Annotated in this window: 11 protein-coding genes; 10 read left to right on the top strand and 1 reads right to left on the bottom strand. The window is 40.1% G+C overall.

From position 1 onward, the window contains the following. Positions 1–88: 88 nt before the first annotated feature. From pdxB to purF, 9 genes are all read left to right on the top strand, one after another. Positions 89–1,207 (top strand): 4-phosphoerythronate dehydrogenase PdxB, encoded by a 1,119-nt coding sequence (gene pdxB / locus ACT3RM_RS08295; protein ID WP_441836000.1) that lies wholly within the window; start codon positions 89–91, stop codon positions 1,205–1,207. 51 nt (positions 1,208–1,258) lie between these two features. Beyond that, on the top strand, positions 1,259–2,275 hold the full coding sequence (locus ACT3RM_RS08290) for an aspartate-semialdehyde dehydrogenase (RefSeq protein ID WP_441995020.1): 1,017 nt from the start codon (positions 1,259–1,261) through the stop codon (positions 2,273–2,275). Positions 2,276–2,587: 312 nt separating this feature from the next. Continuing rightward, positions 2,588–5,041, top strand: a complete 2,454-nt coding sequence (locus ACT3RM_RS08285; RefSeq protein WP_441995022.1) for a FimV/HubP family polar landmark protein — start codon at positions 2,588–2,590, stop codon at positions 5,039–5,041. A 141-nt stretch (positions 5,042–5,182) separates the two neighbouring features. Further along, the gene (gene truA, locus ACT3RM_RS08280; RefSeq protein WP_441836003.1) at positions 5,183–5,977 is read left to right on the top strand and encodes a tRNA pseudouridine(38-40) synthase TruA; all 795 of its coding nucleotides are present in this window, start codon (positions 5,183–5,185) and stop codon (positions 5,975–5,977) included. Positions 5,978–6,101: 124 nt separating this feature from the next. Next, entirely contained in the window at positions 6,102–6,977 is an 876-nt protein-coding gene (gene accD / locus ACT3RM_RS08275) for an acetyl-CoA carboxylase, carboxyltransferase subunit beta (RefSeq protein WP_441836004.1), read from the top strand. Between the two features lie 24 nt (positions 6,978–7,001). Next, positions 7,002–8,267, top strand: a complete 1,266-nt coding sequence (folC, locus tag ACT3RM_RS08270) for a bifunctional tetrahydrofolate synthase/dihydrofolate synthase (RefSeq protein ID WP_441836005.1) — start codon at positions 7,002–7,004, stop codon at positions 8,265–8,267. A gap of 11 nt (positions 8,268–8,278) precedes the next feature. After that, positions 8,279–8,872 carry an SPOR domain-containing protein gene (locus ACT3RM_RS08265; RefSeq protein WP_441836006.1) on the top strand — a complete coding sequence of 198 codons (594 nt, stop codon included), beginning with the start codon at positions 8,279–8,281 and terminating at the stop codon, positions 8,870–8,872. 61 nt (positions 8,873–8,933) lie between these two features. Further along, on the top strand, positions 8,934–9,428 hold the full coding sequence (locus ACT3RM_RS08260) for a CvpA family protein (protein ID WP_441836007.1): 495 nt from the start codon (positions 8,934–8,936) through the stop codon (positions 9,426–9,428). 18 nt (positions 9,429–9,446) lie between these two features. Then, positions 9,447–10,976, top strand: coding sequence for an amidophosphoribosyltransferase (purF, locus tag ACT3RM_RS08255; RefSeq protein ID WP_441993258.1), 1,530 nt, complete (start codon positions 9,447–9,449; stop codon positions 10,974–10,976). A gap of 77 nt (positions 10,977–11,053) precedes the next feature. Here the strand turns inward: purF and ACT3RM_RS08250 are convergent, their stop codons facing one another. After that, positions 11,054–11,653, bottom strand: a complete 600-nt coding sequence (locus tag ACT3RM_RS08250; RefSeq protein ID WP_441835648.1) for a Yip1 family protein — start codon at positions 11,651–11,653, stop codon at positions 11,054–11,056. A gap of 204 nt (positions 11,654–11,857) precedes the next feature. On the opposite strand from ACT3RM_RS08250, the gene miaE reads away from it, so the two are divergent. Next, positions 11,858–12,622: a tRNA isopentenyl-2-thiomethyl-A-37 hydroxylase MiaE gene (gene miaE, locus ACT3RM_RS08245; RefSeq protein ID WP_441835649.1), complete on the top strand. Its 765-nt coding sequence runs from the start codon at positions 11,858–11,860 to the stop codon at positions 12,620–12,622. Positions 12,623–12,628 lie beyond the last annotated feature (6 nt).

Genomic DNA, 12,628 nt, shown 5'->3' with positions numbered 1-12,628 from the left:
GGTCACTTCATTTATGCGGCTTTTTCGTTTGTGTAATAAGGGTAATGTTCGCTACAATAGCCACTATTGTTGCCATTCGGATTCATTCATGAAAATTCTCGCTGATCAAAACATGCCGCTTGTTGAAGAGTACTTTGCAGACTTTGGTGAGGTTACTCGGTTTGATGGTCGAAACTTACAAAGCGATCAATTAGTTGATGTAGATGTTTTATTAACCCGCTCGGTTACTAAAGTGAATGAGCAGCTATTGGAAAAAGCGGATAAACTGCGTTTTGTAGGTACGGCAACTATTGGGGTTGATCATATCGATACCGCACTTTTACAGCGTAAAAATATTACTTTTACTAGCGCCCCTGGGTGTAACGCTGTTGCAGTAAGTGAATATGTGATCAGTAGCTTATTTGTCCTATGCCAAGAAAACGGCACTAGGCTTACCGGGAAAACTATCGGCATTGTTGGGGTAGGAAGCATTGGTAGTTGCTTACGCGATAAGTTAGCTGCGTTAGATGTTACGGTATTACTTTGCGATCCACCTAAACAACAAGCGGGTGAACTTGATGAGCATATTGATTTAGATACGCTGCTTGCACAAGCTGATATTATCACTTTTCATGTGCCCTTAATTAAATCTGGCGAACACCAAACCTTACATTTAATGGATAAAGCACGCTTAGCTGCACTTAAACCAGGGACGGTATTAATAAATGCCAGCCGTGGAGAAGTGGTCGATAACCAAGCGTTGCTTAATATAATGCAACGCGGGGCAAAGCTTGATTTAGTGCTTGATGTATGGGAGAACGAGCCGACAATTTTAACAGAGTTACTCGATTACGTTCGCTTAGCTAGTGTACATATTGCAGGTCATACTTTAGAAGGTAAAGCACGAGGTACGCAAATGCTGTATCAACGGTTGTGTCAGTTACAAGGTGTTCCAGAGACAAAAACATTAAGTGACTTTTTACCTATCCCCGCGATTACACAAGTCACTCTACAAGATACATTCAGTGAAGCCGATCTAGGTCAATTGATTCACCTTGTTTATGATGTGCGTAGAGATGACGGCATTTTAAGGCGTGACTTGGCTCAGCAAGGTTTTGACAACCTAAGAAAAAGCTATCCGTTAAGGCGCGAATTCAGCACCGTAAGTATTGTCGATGCTAAGCATAACACTGCGCTTTTAGCTGGGCTTGGCTTTAATCTTATATAAATTAATTTTTAAATAACGGCCATAAGGCCAGTTATTAAACGAGGAATACATATGTCGCAAAAATTTAATGTTGTCGTTCTTGGTGCAACAGGTCTAGTAGGCCGTCAAATAATCGAGACCTTAGCAGATCGAAAATTCCCGATTGACCAATTATTTTTATTAGCTAGCAGTCGTAGTGCTGGTGAAGATATTAAATTTCGTGGTGAAACTATCGAAGTGCAAGACGTTGAAGGCTTTGATTTTAGCCAAGCACACATTGGTTTATTTTCAGCTGGCGGTAGTGTTTCTGAAAAATACGCGCCAATAGCGGCAGAAGCAGGTTGTGTGGTTATAGATAATACCTCACAGTTTAGAAATGACTTTGATATACCGTTGGTAATACCAGAAGTTAATGCTGCAAGTTTGGTTGATTTTAGAAATAGAAATATTATTGCTAATCCAAATTGTTCGACCATTCAAATGTTGGTTGCACTTAAGCCAATCCATGATGCTTTCGGTATTGACCGTATTAATGTGTCAACGTACCAAGCGGTATCGGGGGCAGGTAAAGACGCGGTGGATGAACTCGCTAAGCAAACTGCTAACTTGATGAATGCTAGACCAATGGAAAACGAAATTTTCCCTAAGCAAATTGCTTTTAATGTTATCCCGCAAATTGACACATTTGAGGATAATGGTTACACCCGCGAAGAAATGAAAATGGTGAACGAAACGCAGAAAATCTTGGGCGATAGTACCATTGCAGTTAATCCAACGTGTGTTCGAGTACCTGTATTTTTTGGTCACAGTGAAGCAATAAGCCTTGAAACACGCATGCCATTTGATTTAGAACAAGCAAAACAATTGCTTAATGATGCTCCAGGAGTTGAGCTAATTGATGATGCAAGCGATTACCCAACCGCAGTTTCAGACGCTAGTGGTACTGACACAGTCTATGTTGGACGCTTACGTGCTGATATTACCCATCCACATGGTTTAAATATGTGGGTTGTCAGTGATAATACTCGTAAAGGTGCAGCAACTAATAGCGTACAAATAGCCGAAGAGCTAATTGCCAACTATTTATAAAGAAGCTGATTAAACATACTATAAAAAGCGGCAATTTGCCGCTTTTTTAGGTTTTGACTGTCAAGTTATTGCCGCATAGTCTGTAAAAGCGTATAAACTCAATCATAATAACAAAGCTTTATTCAGTTAATGAGGCTTAAGCTATTAACTATCAAAGTGTTATAATAGATATTAAAACGTAACTGGTTTATAGTTTGTGGCTGGAATAGACCTTGCAGAAGGAACTTAATTAGCGTTAATTTTCTGCAAGAAATAATCAATGTCTGAGTACCCGCTGGTGGTGCTTAAACATTTAAATAGTAAAGGATCAGCATGCGCGGCTTAATAACACTTTTCATTATAGCGTCTGCATTGGTAGTAACTCCAGTTTACTCTCAAGACGGAACCCAGCTCAAAGGACCCAAAGGCGTTGACTATAGCGCGCAAGAACGCTCTATTGGTCCAATAAAACCGACAGATACGTTATGGCGTATTGCTGCAAAAGTGCGTCCAGATAACTCGGTAAATATTTATCAAGTTATGGTGGCTCTGTATGAGAAAAACCCAAGCTCATTCTTAGATAAAAACCTTAATCACATGCGCAATGGCGCTTATTTAAAAGTTCCTACAATTGCGCAAATGCGCGCTATTAGCTCCGCGCTTGCTAAGCAGCGCTCAGAGCAAGATGATGAATTGTGGGAAAAAAAGAAAAATGGCACGCTGACTAAAAATGATATAGCCACGTCACAAAAAAAACTAACGCAAGCGCGCAGAGCTGATGTTGATCAAGCTAAACAAGAATTACAGCAAAAAATAAACACCATTAAAACTGAACAGGATATGCGTTTAGTTGAATTGCAAAATCAATTTAAGTCTTCAGTTAAAAATGTTGAAGAGCTTCTTATTGAAAATAATAAGTTAAAACAGCAGTTAACCAGTATTTCAACAGAACTTGAAAATGTTCGCAATCAACTGGGTCAAGACAGCGAGATTCAAATACAACTCAAAGGTTTGATCAGTAAACAAAATGAAATAATTGAGCAGCAAAAAGTAAAAAAACAACACAATAGTGAATTTAGCATAGTAGGGTTGTTATCAAGCCCGCTAATATTGATTTTAATGATGGCTATTGCGGCGTTATTGATTATCGCAGGCATCGTGTTTTTCTTAAAAAACCGTAATAATCAAGAATTAAAAGCCAATGATGAAGGTGATTTTTTACTGCAAGCTCCTACTTATAATGCCGATGAAAATAATGATTTAGATCCGGGTCTTGAGCCCATTAGTTCCAATTCTACCGATGGTGAAAACGACGATTTAAGCGTGCGATTGGATGATGGTTTAGATTCAGACATATTGCCTGAAGACGACGATATGATGTTTGATGATCCCCTTGAAGGCTTGTTAAACGACGATGTTTTTTTTGATGATGAAAAATCAGATGACGATGACCTAGATATTTCTTTACAACAAGACTTCGACCAAACTGCTGGTGACAGCCTCAGGGACGACATTGATCTTGATAGTGATCCTGAAGAAAAAAACACTGATAATATTTTAAGTGAAGAGCTTGCGAGCGAAGAGGATGACGAAGATCTTGACATTGACTCGTTAATTGATGAAGCACTAGCCGGTTCTGCAGATGAGTTATCTGAGGCGCAAGAAGAGCTTGATGTTGATGATGTTGAGTCACTTGCTTCAAGCTTAACTGACGAACCAGAACTTGACGACACTCCATTGGGCGCTGAGTCTGAACTCGAAAATGCGTATGATGAAGACTCATTACTTAATGATGAAGATTATGTTGAACCAAAAGAATGGTCTGAAGCCGATAACGAACTAGAATACGCTGAAATTGACCTAGGTGACGATCCGCTAGCTGATGATACTGACTTAGCGAAAGAGAATGGTTTAGAAAGTGTTAGTTCAAGGCAAGAGCTTGAACTTGATGATGAACTGGTTGACCCTGAAAATGATGACACCCAAAGTGACAATATTCAAAATGATAATGCAAGTCTTGATGGTGAAAGTGAATACCAACAAGTTCAGCAAGCACCGCTTCAAACTAGTCAAGCAGAGCAACATTTAGATCATGCTTTAGGGGGCGGTAATAGTGATGCTGAAGCGTTAAGTGACTCTGATAAACTGGACCGCTTAGAAGAAAATACAGCTGCTGATACAGAAGCATCAATGGACGAAGAGCTTGCAGCTAAAGCGCAAAATAAGTTGTCAGTTCAGAAAATTGATGACGACTTTATGGCTGACCTAAGTCAGACTGATTTCGATGCACTTTTAAATGAACTTGCAGACTCAGAGGACTTTAATGGCGAAGATACCAGCGACTTTGATGTTGATTTTAAGGCGCTTTTAAATGAAGATTTAGAAAATGAAGTGCCAGCAGATGAAAACCTAGCTGAATCATTATCAAAACCGGGCAAAGAGTCTCAAGGCGAGCTAGATGAAATTGATAATGCTCTTGATGATAAATTTGTTGATATTGACTCACTGATTGAACAAAGTGATGAGCAAAGCCCTGAGTACGAACCTTATGATGATGTGAATATGGACGTTGGCCTAGGCGACTTTGATGCATTACTTGCAGGTGATAACCCAACTGATGTAGATATTGAAAGTGGAGGTTACTCTGCTAAGTTAGATTTAGCGCGCGCCTATATAGAAATAGATGATATGTACTCAGCAATGGGCGTAATAGAAGAAGTGATTACTAATGGCCCTGAAGAAGTACAGCAAGAGGCCTTAAGCTTGAAAGCGAAGCTCAAGCCTTAATCATACTGTTAGTACGTTTATGAGTAAATTAAGCCCTTTTTAGGGCTTTTTTTATAGCTTGATTTATTAAGGTTGCTTTTATTGCATCGCTAGATAGCATAAAATGCCTCGTTCATTAGCACAGTAGGTAAAGCAGTAATTATGCGAGTAGCACTAGGGGTAGAGTACAACGGCGCCTGTTATAGTGGTTGGCAACGTCAGTCACATGTAAATAGCGTACAGCAAGAAGTCGAAACGGCTTTGTCGCGTATTTGTAATCATCCAGTTGAAATTGTCTGTGCTGGGCGAACTGACGCTGGTGTACACGGCACAGGGCAGGTGGTGCACTTTGAAACCGAAGCGAACCGAGACATGGTTGCTTTTACTTTGGGCATGAATACCTTATTACCTAAAGATATTTGCATTCGATTTGCTCAGCCAGTAAATAAAGACTTTCATGCTCGCTTTAGTGCTACAGCACGTCGTTACCGTTATGTTATTTACAACAACAGGTTGCGCGGTGCAATAATGAACGAAGGGGTAACACATTTTTATCATCACCTGGACGAGACAAAAATGCAGGCCGCGTGTCAGTATTTAATAGGTGAACACGATTTTACTTCTTTTCGGGCTTTACATTGTCAAGCCAATACCGCGACTCGCACCATTCACCATTTATCGGTTACTCGTCAAGGTAGTTATGTGATTATTGATATTAAAGCGAATGCTTTTTTACATCATATGGTACGTAATATTACTGGTTGTTTAATGGATATTGGTCTTGATAAACAGCAGCCCGAATGGTTGGCAGAATTACTTAATTTAAGAGAGCGAGCGAAAGCAAGTGCTACCGCTAAGCCTACTGGTCTTTACTTAGTTGATGTTGATTATCCAGAACACTTTACGATTCCTAAAACACCATTAGGGCCACTATTTCTAACCGATTCAGATGGTTAAGTTTATAGATTCACTACTAAGACCAGTTTTTTATACCGTCTTTAGTTAATTCATGTTTTAATTAGAAAAATTGTCTGTCTGTAGGACAGTCAAGCGACACACAACAGTATTAAGAGAGTTGCAAATGAGTTGGTTAGAAAAGATCTTACCTAAAACGACAAAATCATCAGGTCGTAAAGAGATCCCTGAAGGGGTTTGGGCAAAATGTACAGACTGTGATTCGATTTTATATAAAGCTGAATTAGAAAAATCACTCAACGTATGCCCTAAGTGCGGACACCACATGCGGGTTAGTGGTCGTAAACGCCTAGAACACTTTTTAGACGATAACGGTCGTCAAGAGCTTGGTACACAGCATGAACCAAAAGATATTTTAAAGTTTAGAGACTCTAAAAAGTATTCAGATCGTATTAGCCAAGCACAAAAAAATAGCGGTGAAAAAGATGCGCTAGTCGCTATTAAAGGCAACCTAAAAGGTATTCCTGTTGCGGCCGTCGCATTTGAGTTTTCATTTATGGGCGGTTCAATGGCTTCGGTTGTTGGGGCTCGCTTTGTTGATGCTGTTGATCAATGTTTAGAGCATAATATGCCGCTAATCTGTTTTTCAGCATCAGGTGGCGCACGTATGCAAGAAGCTCTTATGTCATTGATGCAAATGGCTAAAACTAGTGCAGCACTAGCTAAAATGAGTGAAAAAGGCTTGCCATTTATTTCAGTAATGACTGACCCTACAATGGGTGGTGTATCTGCGTCGTTAGCGATGCTAGGTGATATTAACGTTGCAGAACCTAAAGCACTAATTGGTTTTGCCGGTCCACGCGTTATTGAACAAACAGTACGTGAAACCTTGCCAGAAGGCTTCCAACGTAGTGAATTCTTACTTGAACACGGTGCAATTGATATGATTGTTGACCGCCGTGAAATGCGTGACACATTAGCACGTGTACTAGCTAAGTTTATGAACTTGCCTTCTACTGAACAAGAGCATAGAGTAGCGTAAATTTCAGCTGAACTGATTAACGCTATGATAGAAAACCTCCCTAGCCAATCGTCAAGTCTTGATGATTGGCTTTGTTATTTAGAAAGTATCCATCCTGCTAACATTGATATGGGGCTTGAGCGCGTAGCGCATGTTGCCAGTCAAGTGGGTCTTTTAAATACGGCCAGTAAAGTTATCCTGATTGGCGGCACTAACGGTAAAGGTACTACAGCCCGTTGCCTTGAATCGCTGCTTTTAGCACAAGGGTATACTGTCGGTACGTATGCGTCGCCACATTTAATTCGTTATAACGAACGAGTACGAGTTAATGGGGCTGAACTTGATGACCAATTCCATGTTGATGCTTTTCATTTATTAGAGCAGGGCCGTGGTGACATGTCACTGACTTATTTTGAATACGGCACTTTAGGTGCACTGGCTATTTTTGAACGTCATGCGGTTGACTACGTTCTATTAGAAGTTGGTTTAGGAGGACGGTTCGACGCCACAAATATTGTTACGCCTTATGCAAGTGTCATCACCACTATTGATTTAGACCACAAAGAATACCTCGGTGATACACGTGAACTTGTTGGTTATGATAAAGCAGGTATTTTCCGTAAGGATACACCTGCGATTGTCGGCGATTTAGCAATTCCTCATACTGTGACTGATTACGGCAAAGAAGTTGACGCTAATATGGTTTTATCTGGGCGTGATTTTATATTTAAAGAAAGTGATGATAGCTTTAGTTGGCAATTCAGCGGCCAACAGTTTAACTATGCAAAGCCTGCCATACCTTGTCAAAATGCAGCCACAGCATTAACTACGCTTGCAGTGCTTGGTTTATTACCAGAACAACATGTCATTGAAAATTGCTTGCGTAATTTAATAGTAGAAGGGCGCTTTCAGCAATTAAGTCGGCAACCTCTTGTGTACACAGATGTGGCCCATAACCCCGAGTCTGCACGCTATTTGGCACAAAAAATAGCAAGCTTTAAAGATAAAGGCTTTAAAATACATGCATTAGCCGCTATGCTTGCTGACAAAGATAAGGTCGGCGTGCTTAAAGAAGTCAACAGCTTGGTTGATGTTTGGTCTATTGCTAGCTTAAATTGCTTTCGTGGTGACTCTGTTGAAAACTTAAAAGTAGCGCTAGAAGCTGTGCACTGCCAAACACGTATTGATAGCTATGATAGTATTCCAGATGCACTTAACAATGTCTTGCCGACCCTTAATGAAGATACCTTATTTATTATCTTTGGCTCATTTATGACAGTTGCAGCCGCTATTAATTATTGGAAAAAATAGAGAGGAAGTCGGTGAACTCAGGTTTTATTAATCGCTTAGTCGGAACCAGTATTGTAGTTATTGCTGCAATTGTTTTTATTCCAAATGTTTTAGATGGCGAAAAAGTTCATTACAAAGAAGGCTTTAAAGCTATTCCTGAACGGCCTGAGTTCAAAACGATCAACTTGCAAGAAGAAATTGACGCAAAGGTGGCTGACGCCGAGCAGCCCAAACAACCGCAAATTGAAGATATAAAAGCAGATGATCAGCGCTTCGAAGAGCCTCCTAAACAGTTGGTTGAGGCATCAACGGAGCAGCCCAACGAGACTGCTGTCGAGCAACCGACTGCTCCTGCGCGCGCTCCTAAAGAAAACCTTTCCAAAGTGTCTTATGTTATTCAATTAGGTAGCTTTTCACATAAACCTAATGTGAAAACGTTGATAGCAAAGCTTAATGCTAAAGGTTTTAAAACGTTTACCAAGCCTGTTAAAACCGTAAATGGCACATTGACTAAAGTATTCGTAGGACCCTCTTTAAATAAATCCGAACTAGAGGGTAAACTTCCTAAATTGAAAGAACTGACTAAACTAAATGGTAAAGTCACTCAGTTTGAAATAACAAAATGATCTGGCATTTTTACAGGTAGTCTTATAGAATGCGCCCCAAATTAACGACTAATTGGTTATTATGATCTGGGTTGATTACGCCATACTTGGCATTATTGCACTGTCTACTTTTATCGGTTTAATTCGTGGCTTTATCAAAGAAGCAATGTCATTAGCCGTTTGGGCTGGCGCATTTATCATCTCTAGTTTGTTTTACCAATATTTAGCATCCTTCCTAACATCAATTTCTGAACCCCTTTTAAGAAATGCAGCGGCGATAGCCATACTATTCTTTTCGACGCTACTGTTAGGTGGGCTACTAAACTATATATTAGGCGAGTTGGTACAACGTACTGGTTTGTCGGGCACTGACCGTGTTTTTGGCGTAGTATTTGGTGCTCTGCGTGGCGTGTTGGTCGTAAGCGCGTTACTCTTCTTTCTTGATGCTTTTACTGGTGCGCCAAACACGCATTGGTGGAAGAATTCTATTTTGATCCCAGAATTTGGCTTTGTTGTTGAATGGTTTTTTTCATACCTTGAAAACAACTCAAGCTTTTTAAATTCGGTAAACCGTTAATCGGCGAGGATAAATTTCATGTGTGGTATCGTTGGAATAGTTGGAACATCTCCTGTAAATCAGGCGATTTATGATGGCTTAACTGTTTTGCAGCACCGTGGTCAAGATGCCGCAGGCATCATAACCATTGAAAACAACACGTTTAGCTTGCGAAAAGGCAATGGTCTTGTGAAAGATGTGTTTCACACCCGTCATATGAAACGTTTACAAGGCACAATTGGTATTGGCCATGTACGTTACCCAACAGCAGGCTCTTCTAGCTCGTCAGAAGCACAGCCTTTTTATGTTAATTCACCATTTGGTATTGCTTTAGCGCACAATGGTAACTTAACTAACGCTGAGCAGTTAAAAGAGCAATTATTTTCTGAAGCGCGTCGTCATGTAAATACGACCTCAGATTCAGAAATATTACTTAATATCATGGCACATGAGTTAAGTAAGCCTAATAAGCTAAAGCTTGATCCTGTAGATGTATTTACTGCGGTCACTGATGTGATCAGTCAAGTAGAAGGTGGGTACGCTGCCATTTCAATGGTGATTGGCCATGGCGTGGTGGCGTTTCGTGACCCTAATGGCATTCGTCCTCTCGTATTTGGTAAACGCGAAACCAATAATGGCACCGAATACATGTTTGCCTCTGAAAGCGTGGCACTTAAAATAGATGGTTTTGATTTTGTGCGTGATGTAGCACCAGGTGAAGCTATTTATGTTACTGAAGATGGACAGTTTTTCTCACAAGCGTGCGCCGAAAAAGTATCTTACTCGCCATGTATTTTTGAGTTTGTTTACTTTGCTCGTCCAGACTCTAATATTGACCGTATGTCTGTTTATGCGACTCGCGTTAATATGGGGACTAAATTGGGTGAAAAGATTGCCAGAGAATGGGCTAATAAAGACATTGATGTAGTAATCCCTATTCCTGAAACTTCATGTGATATCGCGCTTGAAATCGCTTCAGTACTTGATTTACCGTATCGGCAAGGGTTTGTTAAAAACCGTTATATTGGTCGCACATTTATTATGCCAGGCCAAGAAATGCGTAAAAAGTCAGTACGTCAAAAGCTCAACGCCATTGACCGTGAATTTAAAGGCAAAAACGTACTGTTAGTCGATGATTCAATTGTTCGTGGTACAACATCGGCGCAAATCGTTGAAATGGCCCGTGAGTCAGGCGCTAAAAACGTTTATTTTGCCTCAGCGGCTCCTGAAATTCGTTTCCCTAATGTATATGGTATTGATATGCCGTCAGCGGCAGAGCTTATTGCGCATGGTCGTGAAGTTGAAGATATTAACGCTAACATTGGTTCAGATGGATTAATCTTCCAATCACTTCCTGATTTAATTGATGCAGTACGTCAAGAGAATCCTGAGATAAGCCGTTTTGAAACCTCTGTATTTGATGGTCAATATATCACTGGTGGGATTGACCAAGATTATTTAAATCATATTGATAAGCTACGTAATGATTCGGCAAAGTCGAGTCGTGAAAGTGCTATGTCTTCAAGTCTTGAGTTACATAATCAAGAAGAAAGCGGCGCAGAAGAATAAGACTGCTATAACAAACAATAACTAAAAAAGGAGCTCAATTAGCTCCTTTTTTGCCTATATTTAAACTAATTTATTAATTAAGTAAACATTGGGCTGACAATGCCATTGGTCCAAAGCATTGCTGTGACAGCTAAAATGATCACCAATAAAATCAGTCCACAAGTAACCACAGAGCTTGAGTAAATAAATCCTCGTTCTTGTGGAATATGCATTAAGATAGGCACACCTGTATAAAGCAAATACACAGAGTAAGCGAGTGCCACTATACCCGCACACACTAAAAGCCAAAGCTCAGGCCAAAATGCTGCTAACGCTGACATAAACACTGGGGTCGAAGTATAAGCGGCTAACTCCAACGTTTGTGTAAAAGTAGGCTCTGCACCAAACGTAACAGCCATCCAATGCGCTAAGTAAGCCAGCGCAAACACCCCTGCAATAAGTGCAATATACATTGCGGCTGCAATGAAGAGGGCGCTTTCATGGGTTAAAAATACCGGGTTACCTGTACCAATGCTCCAGCCTAAATAGACTGATGAATAATACCCCATTACACAAGGAAATAGTGCAATAAGCATTATGTGCGATAAGCTATACGCTAGGCTTTCGTGGCGGTTATCAATCGTTTGCCACTCTTCGAGCGGATGGGCATAAATGCCCCATAGGTGATTTAGTATCATAATTAGTGCCCCATAAAAGGTTGTATTAACTGTTTTAATGATTTATTTTTATACAGCTTACTAAGTTATGGTTTAGTATTTTTTGCTTGTCAAGGCGCCAGCAAGTAGTTAAATATCAAATTTCATACACTTTGTAGCTTTAATGGGCTTATTTCGTGGTAAAATATACGATATACCAAAAATTATTTAGCATGAGTTATCCCAGTGCCTTATAACCACCTTTTAAAACCAATCAACACTTTTTTAAATTGCTCAACTCCTGATGCGTGGATTGACGAAGCCATTAAAAAAGAAAATTTAAAAGTACTACTGATTGATCACCTGATTTGTGAGCTTAAAGCAGCCCAATCGGCGATGTTTTTAATTCGCAAATATGCGGTTGATAAAGAAAGTAGTGATGCGTTACTTGAGTGGCTTAAACCGTTTGAAACGCTTATTTATAAACGCGAAGGCAATTGGCGCGACCTAGCAGCTAAAAATAAACTTACCAAGTCAATCATTCCAAAATCAAACTCGCCATATGGGCAAGAGCTAATTGATAAAATGGTGATGTTAATTAAAGAAGAACTACATCATTTTTATCAAGTGCTCGAAATTATGGATGAGTACGGTGTTGAGTATCAAAGTATTACTCCGTGTCGTTACGCTAAAGGCATGTTACGCCACGTGAAAACCTTTGAGCCAGATGCATTAGTTGATAAGCTCATAGTGGGCGCTTACATCGAAGCTCGCTCGTGCGAACGCTTTGCAAAGCTTGCACCGTATTTAGATAAACGGCTAGGTGATTTTTATATTTCACTGCTGCGTTCAGAAGCACGTCATTACCAAGATTACTTAGCTTTGGCACAAGAGATTAGTGGTTTTGATATCACTGAGCGCGTGCAGTTTTTTGGTAATATTGAAGCCGAATTGATTGCAACGCCAGATACTGATTTTAAGTTTCATTCGGGTGTACCAAGCGCTGAATAACCGTCG

It is taken from the genome of Pseudoalteromonas sp. AOP7-A1-14, from assembly GCF_052376275.1.
GTDB lineage: Bacteria > Pseudomonadota > Gammaproteobacteria > Enterobacterales > Alteromonadaceae > Pseudoalteromonas.
This window is presented reverse-complemented; position numbering and strand designations above follow the sequence as displayed.

Excerpts from the sequence above, each read along its gene's own strand:
- pdxB (WP_441836000.1), top strand. The coding sequence starts at position 89 with ATGAAAATTCTCGCTGATCAAAACATGCCGCTTGTTGAAGAGTACTTT.
- ACT3RM_RS08290 (WP_441995020.1), top strand. The coding sequence starts at position 1,259 with ATGTCGCAAAAATTTAATGTTGTCGTTCTTGGTGCAACAGGTCTAGTA.
- ACT3RM_RS08285 (WP_441995022.1), top strand. The coding sequence starts at position 2,588 with ATGCGCGGCTTAATAACACTTTTCATTATAGCGTCTGCATTGGTAGTA.
- truA (WP_441836003.1), top strand. The coding sequence starts at position 5,183 with ATGCGAGTAGCACTAGGGGTAGAGTACAACGGCGCCTGTTATAGTGGT.
- accD (WP_441836004.1), top strand. The coding sequence starts at position 6,102 with ATGAGTTGGTTAGAAAAGATCTTACCTAAAACGACAAAATCATCAGGT.
- folC (WP_441836005.1), top strand. The coding sequence starts at position 7,002 with ATGATAGAAAACCTCCCTAGCCAATCGTCAAGTCTTGATGATTGGCTT.
- ACT3RM_RS08260 (WP_441836007.1), top strand. The coding sequence starts at position 8,934 with ATGATCTGGGTTGATTACGCCATACTTGGCATTATTGCACTGTCTACT.
- purF (WP_441993258.1), top strand. The coding sequence starts at position 9,447 with ATGTGTGGTATCGTTGGAATAGTTGGAACATCTCCTGTAAATCAGGCG.
- ACT3RM_RS08250 (WP_441835648.1), bottom strand. The coding sequence starts at position 11,653 with ATGATACTAAATCACCTATGGGGCATTTATGCCCATCCGCTCGAAGAG.